The organism is Microbacterium aoyamense (assembly GCF_023155855.1).
Lineage (GTDB): Bacteria > Actinomycetota > Actinomycetes > Actinomycetales > Microbacteriaceae > Microbacterium > Microbacterium aoyamense.
Map to the genome: position 1 here is coordinate 111,618 of NZ_JAKNUT010000008.1, position 14,632 is coordinate 126,249.

A 14,632-nucleotide genomic window follows, 5' to 3' on the forward strand; every position below is an offset into this window, starting at 1 on the left:
TCGTCAGGGCAGGGGCGTGTTCCGGCTCCCGAGCCGCGACGTGTCCACCGTGTCGTGCGCGCCGCGTACGACGCCGATGACGAACCCCGCACCCCACGAGAGGTGCATGGACGGCAGCACGGCGGCCGTCCACAGCTTGTCGCGCCATCCTCTGCCGCCTCCCGCGCCGAGCGCGACCGCGACGATGAGCAGTGCGTACAGGGCGATCGGAACGTAGACGACGGATGCCACGGCCGACCAGATCCCCGAGATCACGCCGGTCAGCTGCAGCAGGCCGACCACGAGGGCGAGCACGACGTTCAGCACGAGCAGGGGCGGCGCGAAGAAGCGGAGCGAGTTGCCGCGTCCGAATCGGCGCACGAGTTCGCCGCGCCAGCGCCCGGTCGCGTAGAACTGCCGCACGAGCCGCGGCCAGCTCTCGCGGGGCCAGTACGTGACCGACAGCGAAGGATCGAACCACACGCGATACCCGGCACGACGGATGCGCAGATTGAGCTCCCAGTCCTCGCCGCGGCGGATCGACTCGTCGAACAGTCCGACCTCGTCGAGGACGGCTCGGCGCATCACGCCCAGATACGCGGACTCGGCCTCGCCCGCCTGCGTCCCGCCGTGGTAGGCGCCGCCGCCCAGACCGATGGGGGAGTTGTAGGCGCGCGCGACGGCCCGCTGGAACGGCGATCGGCCGTCGGCGCGCATGACGCCGCCGACGTTCGCGGCGCGCACGCTCTCGAGCGTCTCGAGCGCCCGGCGGGCGTAGTCGGGCTCGAGCTCGGAGTGGGCGTCGACCCGCACGATCGTCGGGTATCGTCCGGCGCGGATCGCGAGGTTGAGTCCGACGGGGATGTCGGCCACAGGGTTGTCGATCAGCACGATGCGTCCATCGGCGGCCGCGAGCGAGCGGGCGAGCTCGGTGGTGCCGTCGGTCGATGGCGCGAGCGCGATGACGAGCTCGACGGGGCCTGCGACATCCTGCGCGAGGACAGTCCGCACAGCGCGCTCGAGATAACCGATCTCGTTCAGGACCGGCATGACGAACGTGACGCCGGAGCCCGCGGGGATGACCGGTGCATCCTTGCGACCGGGATCCACGACATGCACGCGTCGATCATGTCATGCCCGCCCGTGGGTACGCTGGAGGGGTGGGTCTGGTCTCCGACGCGAAGAAGGCCGCCGCGCTCGTGCGCAAGGCGGTGTCGAACCGATCCGCTGTGCGCGCGGTGCGCAGGGCGCTCGCGGCGAAGCATCCGCACCCGCCGCATCACTTCCGCGTCGCGGTGTACTTCGCCGACGGCGCGGTCAACATGTACCAGATGCGGCAGTGGTACAAACCGCTCGCCGAACTCGCCAAGACCTGGCCGGTCGTCGTGCTCTCGCGCGCGGCGACGGGGGCTCACGCGCTCGTGACCGACGACGCGCTTCCGGTCGCGTTCGTGCCCACCGTGCGCGACCTCGAGCAGTACATCGCGACGCAGGACATCCGGGTCGTCCTGTACGTCAACCAGAACACGCGCAACTTCCAGATGTTCCGCTACGGCCGCCGTTGGCACGTGTTCATCAACCACGGCGAGTCCGACAAGATGTACATGACCACGAACCAGTACAAGGCGTACGACTACGCCTTCGTGGCCGGGCAGGCGGCGCGCGAGCGCCTCTCCCGCGTGCTGTGGGACTACGACCTCGACACCCGCACGATCGAGATCGGCCGCCCGCAGGCAGACCACTACTCCGGCACGCTGCCCTACACGCCCGACGACCGCACGGTCGTGCTGTACGCACCGACCTGGGAGGGGGATCGTCCCTCGGCGCACTACGGGTCGATCCGCACGCACGGCGAGGCACTGGCATCCGCTCTCCTCGCGACGGGACGCCACCGCCTCATCTACCGCCCGCACCCGCGCTCAGGAGTCGTGGACCCCGAATACGGAGCGGCGAATCAGCGCATCATCGCCGCGATCGCCGCCGCGAACGCCGCCGATCCGTCGGCGAAGCACGTCTTCGACGACAAACCCGACCTCGGGTGGCAGCTCGCCGCGGCCGACGTCGCGATCGTCGACATCTCGGCGATGGTCTACGACCGGCTGGCAGCCGACCGTCCGCTCCTGATCACGCGTCCGGCCGATCCCGCTGCCGTCATCGACACCCACGGCTACCTCTCGGCGTGCGAATGGCTGGATGCAGCGACGGCCGGCTCGATCGTCTCCCAGACCGATCGCGTGCTCCAGGACCCCGGTGCGACGGCCCGGCTCGAGGAGTGGGTGAGGCACTACTTCGGCGACACGGCTCCCGGCGCCGCGACGGCGCGCTTCCACGACGCGATCGGGCACCTGATGCGCACGTGGGACGAGTGGCACGTCCGCTCGCTGGACGAGGGTGAAGACGACGAACTGGACGAAGCCGAGCTCGACGACGAGCTCACGGCGTGATCACACGACGGTGCCGGAGCGGTCGGCGAGCCGTGCGATGGCGCGCAGCGGGATGCTGACCCACGTCGGGCGATTGCGGGTCTCGTAGATCGCCTCGTAGACCGCCTTGTCGAGTTCGAGAGCGGCGAGCAGTTCGTGCTGCGCGTCGAGGTCGGTTCCGGATGCCGCGCAGTAGCCATCGAGGAACGCGGTGCGGGCGCTGCGCGCCCACTCCTGTACGGCGCCGTGCGAGTGCCCCTGCTCGCCCTGCCGGATCGATCCTGCGACGTAGTCGAACGACCTGAGCATGCCCGCGACGTCGCGCAGGGCGAGGTCGGGCTCCCGACGCTCGGCCATGGGCCGCAGCGGCTCGCCCTCGAAGTCGAGCAGCACCCACCCGCGACCGGGCACCAGCAGCACCTGACCCAGGTGGTAGTCGCCGTGGATGCGCTGCCGAGGCGGCCACGCGATCGTCTCGGCGCGCGCGTAGACCCGCTCGATGGCCTGCTGTCGCTCGGCGATGGCCGGGACCTCCGCGATCGCGATGGACAGTCGCCGCCGCCACGTGGCCGACGTCGTCGCGCGGGCGGCGTCATCCGTCCGAGGCGTGGGGAACAGCGCCGCGAGCGAGAGGTGGACGTCGGCGGTCGCGGCGCCCAGATCGCGCGCGCGTTCGGTGAAGTCGTCGCCGCGTGCGCCCGCCCGAAGCGCGACACGCCAGGCGTCCTCGACCCCGGGGAGGAACTCCTGCGCGAAGGCGAGCGAGCCGTACACGGATCCCGCGGCCGTCGTCGAATCGGGCCAGCGCGCTTCGAGCGAGCCGACGGCGCGGGGGACGTGGGCCGAGCCCGCATCCGCGAGCGCGGTCGCGAGTTCGATGTCGGGGCTGAGCCCCGGGTGCAGCTGCCGGAAGACCTTGCAGATCACGGGGGTGGCCGTCTCGCCCGCGTAGATGAGCGAGGTGTTCGACTGCTCGCCCCGCAGCACGGAGGCGCGGCGTGGGCCCGTGCCGAGATCGACGGAAGTGGGGATGCCGCGCGCCGCCATGTTCGGGCCCCGAGCTTCGCCGCCCTCGGTCACGAGCGTCAGGAGCGCCCGCGCGTAGGCCGGGTCGTACGCGCCGTCGATGAAGGTCGTGCCGGGCTCGGGACTCCCGATCACGTGCTCGGGATCCGCGTCGACATGCGCGGTCGCGCGCTCGGCGATCGGTACCTGATAGAGCACCGGCGGAAGCGATCCCTCGTCCGAGACCAGCAACGTGCGCAGGCGCGCGTCGTCGCCGGGGAGGGGATTGTCGGTCTCCCACCAGCCGACCAGGCGCAGGCTCGGCGGCCTGCCCTTCGCGGCGTACCACCGCTGCCGCGGCATCCACGCCGCAAGGCACGCCAGCGTGCTGTCCATGTATGCGAGGTTAGGGGTCGTGGCGGGGTGTGTCGAGGCCGGATTGCAAGCGCTTGCAATCCGGCGTCACGACGTGAGCGCGACGATGGCGGCGATGACGGATGCCAGTGCGAGGACGAGCGCTGTCGCGATCAGCACGGCGTGCACGACGAGGAACCGCGTGGGGCGTCCGTCGGCGTCCCGGGAACGCGGATCCTTCGCGACCCGACGATAGAAGGTCGGCCAGACGAGGACGTTGAACACGGCGTTGGCCAGCAGCAGAGCGATGAGGATCGGGGTCACTCCTCGAGCCTACGAGGGATGATCTTGACCGCTCGTCCCCACGGGTGTATTCCGGTGCCATGTCCCGTGGACGGGCTGGGCTGCTCGTCGCGGCGGCGATCGCCGTCGGCGCGTCTCTCACCGCGTGCGCGAGCGACACGCGGGGCGCGGATTCCGAAGAGCTGATGGATGCCGCGCTGGCGCAGGATGCCCCGGGATGCGCCGCCGCCGCCGCGGTCGAGGGGGAGGTGGTGTGGTCGTACGAGCGAGGCCTCGCCGACATGGATCACTACACGGCGATCGACGCCGACACCCGCTTCAACATCGGGTCGATCTCGAAGCAGTTCACCGCGCTGTCCGCCGTGGCGCTGGCGGAGGACGGGCGCCTCGACCTGGACGCCGCCGTGTCGGAGTACCTGGACGGACTGCCGGCGTGGGCGGATGAAGCGACCGTTCGAGACCTCATGGGCCACACCTCCGGCATCCTCGATCCGAGCTATTCGCTCACGGACGAGGTGACACGCGAGTCCCTCGTCGCCGATCTCGCTTCGGACCCCACGACGCAGCGCGAGGTCGGCGCGTTCCTCTACTCCAACGTCGGCTACATGCTGCTCGGCATGATCGTGGAGGAGGCCGCGGGCGAGGATCTGGAGTCCTGGATGCGGGTCCACATGTTCGAGGCTGCGGGCGTGGACATGGTGAGCGAGACGGACGACGACGACGCCGCGAACTCGCTCGGCTATCTCTCGTCGACATCTCCCTATCGGGACGGCGCCGACGGGGCGTCCATCCCCGGCCCGACCGGCGTCCTGACGACCATGGGCGAACTCGTCCGCTGGGGCGACCAGTATCGCGCGACGACCGTGGTCCCACCCGGAGCACTCGCCGACGCGATCGCCCGCGGGACGGAACTCCACGGAGGCGTGTACGGGCCGGGAGTCAACGTCGGCGACAACGGACTCGTCTTCCATCAGGGCGAGGACGACGGCTACCGGTCGTTCTTCGTCGCCGACCCCTCGACGTCGACGACGTTCGCGATCAGCTGCAACCACCTGATCGAGGGAACACTCATCGACGACCTCCTGGCGGTGTGGATGGCGCGAGTGCTCACTCCCACGCCGACGCCCTAGACGTCAGTCGGCGTCGCCCTCGGCGACACTCGCCGGCAGATCCGTGGGGATCGAGATGGAGATGGAGCCGACGCCGGGAACGGCGTCGAGGTCGATCGTGCCCCCGTACGGCAGCCGTTCGGCGGCCGGGAGGTCGGGCAACGGCTCGGACGGCAGCCCAGCCCACTCGACCGGGTCTTCGGGAAGCTTCTGGAACAGGCCCATGGCGCCATTCTCCCACCCCGCCGGGGCGCCGGCACCTCACAGGACGAACCGCCAGCAGTACTCCTCGCCCGTGTCGGGGCGGAACCAGACGACCGTCATCGTCAGGTCGTCGGTGTCGACGTCGCAGAAGCAGAGCCGGACCGTCTCGGCAGGCAGGACCTGGCCCCAATGCTCGGTGGTCGCGACGTGGGGTCCGTCGGTGAACAGCCGGACGAAGTCGAGGGCGTCCAGACCCGCGTTGACGACGACGGGATGCCGGGGGTCCGATCGGTCGACGTGCCACGGCACGAGATAGGCGCGGCGCGGACTGTCGTCGGGTTCGAGAGCTCTGAGCATGCAGCGAAGGTAGGGGTGCCGACCGACGTGCGAAGCGAACGAACGGCGCGGTGTCGATGCCGATGTGGAGAGCGCGATCCGCGACCGGGCGGGGGAGGAGCGGTCAGTCGTCGCCGAGGTCGTCGGGCTCGCTCCCGGTCGGAAGCTCTCTGCGACGACCGGTGGCGCGACGTGCGGCGCTGCCGACGGCATCCGCCCCCTTCGACACGCCGTTCGCGATCGCACCGCCCGCGCGTCGCAGAGCGCGACCCGTCGTCGACTCGATCGTGAGGGTTCCCGGTTGCGGTTCGATCGCTTCGGGCACCTGGAGCGGAGGAGCGCCGAATGCGCGGCGCGAGTTCACGAGCACCCGCCGGCCGAGGATGTGGTTGCCCGTCCCGCCGATGACGGCGCCGATGCCGAAGGGGAGTGCCTTGCCGATCCACGATGCACCGCCGCGGACCGCGAACTGGTGGATGAACGTGGTCTTGAGGCGATCGACGAGCGGACCGACGGCGGCGCGGGGAAGTGTCTTGGTCACCAGTTCGCCCCAGTAGCTCGAGCGCGTGCCGCCCTTGCCGCTCGCCTGCGCAGCGAGCTGAGACACGAGGTCGATGCCCTCGCGGCCGAGCATGAGCGTCAGCACGAGCGCGCGTGCGCGCTCGGGATCGGCGACGGGGATGCCGTGCACCTCGGCGACCGACTGCGCGAAGAGCGTCGTCGCCTCGAGGAACCCGATCGTCTCGACGCCGCTCAGCGCGAGCGTCACACCGGTGCCGATGCCCGGGACGACGGCCGTCGCGCCGACGGCCGCTCCGCCGGTGGTCACGGCGGCGAGGTAGCGCCGTTCGAGCATGCGCACGATGTCCGCAGTGCCGGCCTCGGGATGACGGAGGCGGATGCTGCGCAGGTGGGCGAGCACGACCGGCCGCTGGATCGCGAGCACGCGATCGAGCATGCGGACGGCGTGCGGATGCTCGTCCGAGCCGACGGGCGGCATGTCACCCTGCCACGGAGAGTCTCCGGGCAGGGAGTGGATGCGGTGCACCTTCTCGGCCATGGGCCGATCCTAAGCCGACGACCCGGGTCTCTCCCCGGGTTGACAGCCTCAGACGAAGAGGTTCGCGCGCTCGAGGTCTTCGGCGAAGTCGACCTCGACGGCGTAGAGGTCGGAGATGTCCATCGGTGCGAGCAGCACGCCGTCCTCGGCGATCGCGAGCTCGAGGCCCCGCTCGAAGTAGTCCTGATCGTCGACGCGCGTGAGCTGGCGCATGAACGCCTTCTTGTCGGCGCTCGAGATGTAGTTGATGCCCACGGCCTCGCCGATGCCGCCCTTGACGGTCTTCGAGAGCTCGTTGATGAAGCCCTCGGGCGTGACGGTGTACTTGACCTCTTCGTCGCTCACCTTCGAGGTGTTGACGGTCACGAAGGACTGGTCGCGCTCGATGTGCGCGATGGCACGGCCGAGGATGCGCGGGTCGAACACGACGTCGCCGTTCATCCAGAGGACGCCGCCCTTGCCCGTCTTCGCGAGAGCGCGCAGGAGGCTCTTGGACGTGTTCGTCTGGTCGTAGCGGTCGTTGTAGACGTAGTTGACGTCCGGGAACGCCTCGACGATCGTCTCGGCGCGGTAGCCGACCACCGTCGTGAGCTCGGCGTCGTCGCCGAAGACCGCACGGATGTTGTCGTGCTGCTGCTGCATGATGCTGCGGCCGTCGTTGAGCTCGGTGAGCGGCTTGGGCAGGCTGCGACCCAGGCGCGAGCCCATACCGGCCGCGAGGATGACGGTCTGAAGAGTCATGGTCTGCTCCTGGAGTGTGGTGGAAACGGCGAATTCACCGTACAGACACTCCTTCGTGCCTCGCCCATGGTAGCGATAGCACCTGGGAAGGTGCATAATGTCGGGTCGCCGTTGCCATTTCGTGACATTTCGCGTGACCTGCGACATCTGGCCGCGTATTGCGCGTCCCGCGGGAACGGGTTGATAGCCTCGAACGGTGACAGCCTCCCTTCCGGTGCCACACGAGCCCCGCCCGAACGACAAGGGCGACTCGGTCGAGCGCGCGGAAGGCGCCGAGATCGTCGAGATCACCAAGCCGCAGGCCAAACCACGCGCGAAACGTCCCGCCGCGCCGCGCAAGCCTCGGGCCCCGCGGGCTCCCAGGACTCCTCCCGTCGACCCGGGACCACCGCCCCCGCTGCCCCCCGAGTTCGCCGACCCGGGTGACGTCGTCGTGCCCCCACGACCGCCGTTGCCGGCACCCGTCCCTGCGGATGCCGACACGATCGACTCCGAGGACGTGACTGTGGCGGAGACCACTGCGGAGCCCGAAGTGCTCGAGGCCTCCGCCGAGCCCGACGCGCTCGAAGTCCACGCGGAGCCCGAAGCGCTCGAAGTCCCCGCGGAGCCCGAAGTGCTCGAGGCCTCCGCCGAGCCCGACGCGCTCGAAGTCAACGCGGAGCCCGAAGCGCTCGAAGTCCCCGCGGAGCCGGATGTCCCCGACGCCGTCGCGATCGAGGACCTCGAGGAGCACGTCGAGGTCGTCGAGCCGGACATCGATGACGAGCCCGCAGCGGCGGACCCCGAGTCCGCGCTCGCGGCGGTCTTCGCCGAAACCGAGGGCGACGCATCCGTCGATCCGTCCTCGGCCGCGCTGCTGCTGCGCGGTGTCACGAAGAGCTTCGGCGACACGCGCGCCGTCGAAGGCATCGACCTCACGGTCCCGGCCGGCACGTTCTACGGTCTCGTGGGCCCGAACGGCGCCGGCAAGACGACGACGCTCTCGATGATCGCGGGGCTGCTGCGACCCGATCGCGGGCTGATCCGGGTCGGGGGAGTGGATGCCGCGGCCAAGCCGCAGCAGGCCAAGCGCCAGCTCGGAGTACTGCCCGACCGACTGCGCACCTTCGACCGGCTCACGGGCCGCCAGCTGCTCTATTACTACGGTGTGCTGCGCGGACTCCCGTCGGCCGTCGTCGAGAGTCGCACCGCCGACCTCGCGCGGGCGTTCGACTTGACCGATGCTCTGGGCCGGGTCGTGTCGGACTACTCGGCGGGCATGGTGAAGAAGGTCATGCTCGCCGGTGCCATGATCCACTCGCCGCGCGTGCTGGTGCTGGACGAGCCGTTCGAGGCCGTCGACCCGGTCTCGAGCGCCGTGATCCTGGACATCCTCTCGGCCTACGTCGCGCACGGCGGCACCGTCATCCTCTCCAGCCACGGCATGGACCTCGTCGAGCGTGTGTGCACGCGCGTCGCCGTGCTCGTCGCGGGCCAGGTGCTCGCCGAGGGCACCGTCGACGACGTGCGCGGCGAGCTCACGCTCGAGCAGCGGTTCATCGAACTCGCCGGCGGCCTCAGCGACGTGGAGGGCCTGGAGTGGCTGCACACGTTCTCCGACTGAGGATCGCGCTCCTCGTCGGCGCCCTGCGGGGCGATGCGGGCCGTGCGACGCGCATCGTCATCGGACTCATCCTCCTGACCACGGCGATCGTCGCGGCCTGCTGGGCGCTGTTGACGCTGCGGGATGCCGCTGATGAGGTCGCGCTCGCCGTCACAGTGCTCTGCGGGTCGGCCATCAGTCTGGGCTTCGCGCTCGCGCCCGTCGTCGCGGCGGCCGACGATCCGCTCGACCCGCGCCGGTTCGCGCTGCTGGGCATGCCGCACGGTCGACTCGCCGCCGTCCTCGTGCTCGCAGGATTCGTCAGCGTGCCGATCGCCGCGCTGCTGGCCTTCGCGATCACGGGAGCCGTGCTGTGGGGTGCGCACGGGGTTCCCTGGGTCGCGGGAGCGGCATCCGTCATCCTCGTCGCCGCGACCTGCGTTCTGCTCGCACGCGTCTGCATGGCGCTGACGTCGCTCTTCCTCCGCGAACGGCGCTCGCGCGAACTGACGGGGTTGTTCGTGCTTGCGATCCTCGTGGTCGTCGTGCCCGTCGGCGTCTTCCTCGCATCGCTCGAGTGGGACGGCACCGTGCCGAGCCAGCTGTCCGAGGCGGTCGACGTGCTCGCACTGACTCCGTTCGGTGCGGCATGGGCCTTCCCGGGGCTCCTCGCGCAGGGCGATCCCGGAGCGGGGCTCTCGCTCGCGATCGCCGTGCTCTCGCTCGCGCTGCTGGGACTGCTGTGGTGGTGGCTCGTGCGTCGCCTCCTCACGACGACGGAGCGCCCGGCATCGGGTCGCGAGCGATCGGGTCTCGGCTGGTTCGGGGTCGCCCCCGGGACCGCCGGCGGAGCCATCGCCGCGCGCAGCCTGCAGTACTGGTTCCGCGACCGCAGGTACGTCATGAACCTCGTCGTCATCCCGATCGCCGCGGCCGTCGCGCCCGTGCCCCTGCTCATCGCCGGGGTGCCGCCCGAGATCGCGCTCCTGCTTCCCGTCCTGCTGGCGGCGCTGTTCCTCGGGTGGCTGCCGCACAACGACCTCGCCTACGACTCGACGGCCGTGTGGATGCACCTCGCGAGCGGCGTCCGCGGTATCTCCGACCGCGTCGGACGCCTCGTCCCGGTGCTGCTCGTCGGCGTCCCTCTGCTCGCGGTCGCGATCCCCGTCTCGGTCGCGGCGTACGGGCGATGGATGCTGCTGCCCGCCCTCACCGGCGTGTGCGTCTCGCTCTTCTTCTCGGCGCTGGGGCTCTCGAGCATCTCGTCGGCCGTCGCGCCCTACGCCGTCTCGCGCCCGGGCGAGAGCCCGTTCCAGCAGCCCCAGCGCGTCGGTTCGTCGGGGGCGATCGCGCAGGCGCTCGTGATGTTCGGGGCGATCGCGGTGAGTGCTCCCGTGCTCTGGCTCGCGTGGCTCGTGATGACGGGGGAGCCTGAACGTGCGACCGTCGCGCTGTGGACGGGCGTCGGCGTCGGCGCCGTCGTCTTCGCCATCGGGATCGGGCTCGGATCGCTCGCGTTCGAGCGCCGCGGCAGCCGGCTCATGGAGTTCGCCGAAGCGACGTGAGCCTGCCCGTGCGTCCTCGTCCGCGGCTAGACTGAGGCACCATGAGCACCCCCCTCGATACCCCCGATCAGGGTGGAACGACCACCCTCGACCGCGAGCTCGAAGAGCTCATCCGCGAGGAGAACATCGAGCCGGGCGATCACGAGCGGTTCTCGCACTACGTCAAGAAGGACAAGATCCTCGAGTCGGCCATCACCGGCAAGCCGGTGCGCGCGCTGTGCGGCAAGAAGTGGACGCCCGGGCGCGATCCCGAGAAGTTCCCCGTCTGCCCGACGTGCAAGGAGATCTACGAGTCCCTCGTCGGGTGAGGCGCGTCTGATCAGGCGTCGACGTACACCGTGGGGATCGCCGGGTCGGAGCGGCTGAGCGCGAGCGCCCGCACGGGCAGCTCTTCGCGCGCGACCTCGTGGTGCGCTCGCGCCGCGAGAACCCCGTCCGCACCCTCGTAGGCCGCATCGATCTCGCCGCCGTCGACGAGCAGCACCTGCAGAGCGCGGGCATCGGGATGCTCCGCCGCCGTCGACACCGCTTCGAAGCCGTCCGACACCGCGACGAGCTCGCTCGTCGCCGTCCCGCGCTCGAGCGTGCGGAACGCCGCCTTGCGTCCGCCCTTCGACCCCTTGTCGGTCGACGCTTTCGCGACGGAGACCCAGCCGCCCGCGGCATCCTGCCTGGCCACGAGCTTGTAGACCATTCCGGCCGTGGGCACGCCCGAGCCGGTGACGACCGACGTGCCGACGCCGTACGAGTCGACGGGGGATGCCGCGAGCGCCGCGATCGCGAACTCGTCGAGGTCGCTGGTGACGGTGATGCGCGTGCTCGTCGCGCCGAGCTCGTCGAGCCGTGCGCGCACGTCGGCGGCGACGGTCGGCAGGTCGCCCGAGTCGATGCGCACGCCGCCGAGGTCGGTGCCCGCGACGCGGATCGCGGTCTCGACGCCCGTGCGGATGTCGTAGGTGTCGATGAGGAGGGTCGTGCCGGTGCCGAGCGCCTCGATCTGGGAGCGGAATGCGTCTTCTTCGGTGTCGTGCAGGAGCGTCCACGCGTGGGCGGCGGTGCCCATCGTCGGGATGCCCCAGCGCTTGCCGGCCTCGAGGTTCGACGTTGCGCCGAAGCCCGCGATGAACGCGGCCCGGGCTGCGGCGACCGCGGACTCCTCGCCCGCGCGGCGCGAGCCCATCTCGGCGAGCGGTCGGTCGCCGGCGGCGATGCTCATGCGCGAGGCCGCGGTCGCGACGGCGGAGTCGTGGTTGAGCACGCTGAGTGCCAGGGTCTCGAGGATCACCGCCTCGGCGAACGTCCCCTCCACCGTGAGGATCGGCGAGCCGGGGAAGTAGAGCTCGCCCTCGCGGTAGCCGCTGATCGAACCCGTGAACCGGTAGTTCTCGAGGAACGCGAGGGCCTGGGCATCCACCACCTTCTCGTCGCGCAGGAAGCGCAGTTCCTCGTCGCCGAACCGGTAGTCACGCAGGAGCGTCAGCAGCCGCCCGGTGCCGGCGACGACACCGAAGCGGCGGCCTCCCGAGAGGCGGCGGCCGAAGAGCTCGAAGACGCAGCGGCGCTGCGCGGTTCCGTCGCGCAGTGCGGCGTCGAGCATCGTGAATTCGTATCGATCCGTGTGCAGGGCGCTCGATGCGGGCATGCGGTCAGCCTAGCGACGCGGCGGTCTGGCGTAGGCTGGTCCATCGTGAACGACGCCCCCATCGGAATCTTCGACTCGGGTGTCGGCGGGCTCACGGTGGCGCGGGCGGTCTCAGCCCAGCTGCCGCGCGAATCCATCCTCTACGTCGGCGACACGGCGCGCTCCCCGTACGGTCCCAAACCCATCGCCGACGTGCGCCGCTACGCGCTCGAGGTCCTCGATTCGCTCGTGGATCAGGGCGTCAAGATGCTCGTGATCGCCTGCAACACGGCATCTGCCGCCATGCTCCGCGATGCACGCGAACGCTACGACGTGCCTGTCGTCGAGGTCATCGGCCCCGCCGTCCGCACCGCGATGTCCACGACCCGCAACGGGCGCATCGGCGTCATCGGCACCGCCGGCACGATCGGCTCGGGCGCCTACCAGGACATGCTCGAGGTCAACGCGCGGCTCACGGTCTTCGCGCAGGCGTGTCCGCGATTCGTCGAGTTCGTCGAGGCGGGTGTCACCGACTCGCCCGAGGTCCTCGCCGTGGCCGAGGAGTACCTCGCTCCGCTGCGCCACGCGGGAGTGGACACCCTCGTGCTCGGCTGCACGCACTACCCGTTCCTCGAAGGCGCGATCAGCTACGTCATGGGCCCGGACGTCTCGCTCGTCTCGAGCGACACCGAGACGGCGAAGGACGTCTATCGTCAGCTGGTCTCCCGTGACCTGCTCGCGGGTCCGGATGCCGCATCCCGCCACGTCTACGAGGCGACCGGCGACTCCGCCGACGAGTTCCTGCGCCTCGCCCACCGCCTGATGGGTCGAGAGGTGAGCGAAGTGCAGCTCGTCCAGACCGGCGCCATCGACCTGCCCCGTTGACCGTGTCCCACTTCACCCGCTTCGTGTCCCATTTCGACCCGCTTCCGCTCCTTCGAAGCGGGTCGAAGTGGGACACGCACACCTCTCGAGGAGAGAAATGACCGACATCACCCGCGCCGACGGCCGCGCCACAGACCAGCTCCGCCCCGTCACGATCGAGCGCGGCTGGAGCGCCCACGCCGAGGGCTCGGCCCTCATCTCGTTCGGCGGGACGAAGGTGCTGTGCACCGCGTCGTTCACGAACGGCGTGCCGCGCTGGCTGACGGGCAAGGGCAAGGGGTGGGTCACCGCCGAGTACGCGATGCTCCCGCGTGCGACCAACTCGCGCAACGATCGCGAGAGCATCAAGGGCAAGGTCGGCGGACGCACGCACGAGATCTCGCGCCTGATCGGGCGAGCACTGCGCGCTGTCGTCGACACGAAGGCGCTCGGTGAGAACACGATCGTGATCGACTGCGATGTGCTGCAGGCCGACGGCGGCACCCGCACAGCGGCCATCACGGGTGCGTACGTCGCGCTCGCCGATGCGATCGAGTGGGGTCGCGAGAAGAAGTTCATCGCGCAGCGCTCGACGCCGCTCATCGACACCGTCTCGGCGATCTCGGTCGGCATCATCGACGGAGAGCCGATGCTCGACCTCGCCTACGTCGAGGACGTCCGCGCCGAGACGGACATGAACGTCGTCGTGACCGGCCGAGGGCTGTTCGTCGAGGTGCAGGGCACCGCCGAGGGTGCCCCGTTCGACAAGCGCGAGCTCGATGCGCTTCTCGAGCTCGGGGTCGCCGGCTGCGCCGACCTGCGCTCGATGCAGCTGGCGGCGCTGGAGCAGTCGTGACACGGCAGATCGTGCTGGCGACCCACAACGCCCACAAGGTCGAGGAGTTCCACGCGATCGTCGCGTCCACCCGGCCGGATCTCGAGGTCATCGGCTACGACGGACCGGAGCCCGTCGAGGACGGCGTGACGTTCGCCGAGAACGCCCTCATCAAGGCGCGCGCCGCCGCTGCGCACACGGGTCTGCCGGCGCTCGCGGACGACTCGGGCATCTGCGTTGACGTGCTCGGCGGGTCGCCCGGCGTCTTCTCGGCGTATTGGGCCGGGCACGCGAAGGATGCGGTCGCGAACCTGAACCTGCTGCTGGATCAGCTCGCCGACATCCGTGATCCGGGTCGCACCGCGCAGTTCGTCTCGACGATCGCACTCGTCGTCCCCGACGGTGATGAGCACGTCGTCGAGGGGATCTGGCCCGGGCGCCTGGCGACGGAGGCCTCGGGCGTCGGCGGCTTCGGCTACGACCCGATCTTCATCCCGGACGAGCAGGACCGCACGGTCGGGGAGTGGTCGGCCGAGGAGAAGAACGCGGCGTCCCATCGCTCGCGGGCGTTCCGCGCACTGACACCGCTCCTGGCGGGTCTGTAACGAGAATCAGACTCATTCCCGACTGGGCGCGCGACCCGCTCCCGAG

The 14,632-nt window shown here is 70.3% G+C and carries 16 protein-coding genes; 8 read left to right on the plus strand and 8 right to left on the minus strand.

Translation table 11 applies throughout. The features are described 5' to 3' along the window. Nucleotides 1-3: 3 nt before the first annotated feature. Nucleotides 4-1,029 (minus strand): glycosyltransferase family 2 protein, encoded by a 1,026-nt coding sequence (locus MA876_RS17870; protein WP_248152828.1) that lies wholly within the window; start codon nt 1,027-1,029, stop codon nt 4-6. Nucleotides 1,030-1,139: 110 nt separating this feature from the next. On the opposite strand from MA876_RS17870, the gene MA876_RS17875 reads away from it, so the two are divergent. Then, nucleotides 1,140-2,423 carry a CDP-glycerol glycerophosphotransferase family protein gene (locus MA876_RS17875; RefSeq protein ID WP_248152759.1) on the plus strand — a complete coding sequence of 428 codons (1,284 nt, stop codon included), beginning with the start codon at nt 1,140-1,142 and terminating at the stop codon, nt 2,421-2,423. Here the strand turns inward: MA876_RS17875 and MA876_RS17880 are convergent, their stop codons facing one another. Continuing rightward, the gene (locus MA876_RS17880) at nt 2,424-3,803 is read right to left on the minus strand and encodes a maltokinase N-terminal cap-like domain-containing protein (RefSeq protein WP_248152761.1); all 1,380 of its coding nucleotides are present in this window, start codon (nt 3,801-3,803) and stop codon (nt 2,424-2,426) included. It abuts the gene before it with no gap. 66 nt (nt 3,804-3,869) lie between these two features. Next, entirely contained in the window at nt 3,870-4,085 is a 216-nt protein-coding gene (locus MA876_RS17885; RefSeq protein ID WP_248152763.1) for an SCO4848 family membrane protein, read from the minus strand. Nucleotides 4,086-4,144: 59 nt separating this feature from the next. On the opposite strand from MA876_RS17885, the gene MA876_RS17890 reads away from it, so the two are divergent. Beyond that, a complete protein-coding gene (locus MA876_RS17890; RefSeq protein WP_248152765.1) occupies nt 4,145-5,194 on the plus strand; it encodes a serine hydrolase domain-containing protein in 1,050 nt (349 codons plus the stop codon). A gap of 3 nt (nt 5,195-5,197) precedes the next feature. Here the strand turns inward: MA876_RS17890 and MA876_RS17895 are convergent, their stop codons facing one another. From MA876_RS17895 to MA876_RS17910, 4 genes are all read right to left on the minus strand, one after another. After that, nucleotides 5,198-5,398, minus strand: coding sequence for a hypothetical protein (locus MA876_RS17895; RefSeq protein ID WP_248152767.1), 201 nt, complete (start codon nt 5,396-5,398; stop codon nt 5,198-5,200). Between the two features lie 36 nt (nt 5,399-5,434). Then, nucleotides 5,435-5,734 carry a hypothetical protein gene (locus MA876_RS17900; protein WP_248152769.1) on the minus strand — a complete coding sequence of 100 codons (300 nt, stop codon included), beginning with the start codon at nt 5,732-5,734 and terminating at the stop codon, nt 5,435-5,437. A 103-nt stretch (nt 5,735-5,837) separates the two neighbouring features. Then, the gene (locus tag MA876_RS17905; protein ID WP_248152771.1) at nt 5,838-6,773 is read right to left on the minus strand and encodes a hypothetical protein; all 936 of its coding nucleotides are present in this window, start codon (nt 6,771-6,773) and stop codon (nt 5,838-5,840) included. 48 nt (nt 6,774-6,821) lie between these two features. Continuing rightward, nucleotides 6,822-7,514 (minus strand): phosphocholine cytidylyltransferase family protein, encoded by a 693-nt coding sequence (locus tag MA876_RS17910; RefSeq protein WP_248152773.1) that lies wholly within the window; start codon nt 7,512-7,514, stop codon nt 6,822-6,824. 196 nt (nt 7,515-7,710) lie between these two features. On the opposite strand from MA876_RS17910, the gene MA876_RS17915 reads away from it, so the two are divergent. The 3 genes from MA876_RS17915 to MA876_RS17925 are packed head-to-tail and all read left to right on the plus strand — an operon-like array spanning nt 7,711 to nt 10,969. Continuing rightward, entirely contained in the window at nt 7,711-9,117 is a 1,407-nt protein-coding gene (locus MA876_RS17915; RefSeq protein WP_248152775.1) for an ABC transporter ATP-binding protein, read from the plus strand. Further along, the gene (locus tag MA876_RS17920; protein WP_248152778.1) at nt 9,093-10,661 is read left to right on the plus strand and encodes a hypothetical protein; all 1,569 of its coding nucleotides are present in this window, start codon (nt 9,093-9,095) and stop codon (nt 10,659-10,661) included. The genes MA876_RS17915 and MA876_RS17920 overlap by 25 nt, the downstream gene beginning before the upstream one ends. Nucleotides 10,662-10,702: 41 nt before the next feature. Then, entirely contained in the window at nt 10,703-10,969 is a 267-nt protein-coding gene (locus tag MA876_RS17925) for a DUF3039 domain-containing protein (protein ID WP_248152779.1), read from the plus strand. An 11-nt stretch (nt 10,970-10,980) separates the two neighbouring features. Here the strand turns inward: MA876_RS17925 and MA876_RS17930 are convergent, their stop codons facing one another. Continuing rightward, nucleotides 10,981-12,303, minus strand: a complete 1,323-nt coding sequence (locus tag MA876_RS17930; protein ID WP_248152780.1) for a nicotinate phosphoribosyltransferase — start codon at nt 12,301-12,303, stop codon at nt 10,981-10,983. A 45-nt stretch (nt 12,304-12,348) separates the two neighbouring features. Between MA876_RS17930 and murI the strand changes: the two genes are divergently transcribed. The 3 genes from murI to rdgB all read left to right on the plus strand — a co-directional run bounded on the left by murI (nt 12,349) and on the right by rdgB (nt 14,586). Beyond that, on the plus strand, nt 12,349-13,167 hold the full coding sequence (gene murI, locus MA876_RS17935) for a glutamate racemase (RefSeq protein WP_248152781.1): 819 nt from the start codon (nt 12,349-12,351) through the stop codon (nt 13,165-13,167). A gap of 97 nt (nt 13,168-13,264) precedes the next feature. Beyond that, nucleotides 13,265-14,002, plus strand: a complete 738-nt coding sequence (gene rph / locus MA876_RS17940) for a ribonuclease PH (RefSeq protein WP_248152782.1) — start codon at nt 13,265-13,267, stop codon at nt 14,000-14,002. After that, nucleotides 13,999-14,586, plus strand: a complete 588-nt coding sequence (gene rdgB / locus MA876_RS17945; RefSeq protein ID WP_248152783.1) for an RdgB/HAM1 family non-canonical purine NTP pyrophosphatase — start codon at nt 13,999-14,001, stop codon at nt 14,584-14,586. The genes rph and rdgB overlap by 4 nt, the downstream gene beginning before the upstream one ends. The last annotated feature ends 46 nt before the right edge of the window (nt 14,587-14,632 follow it).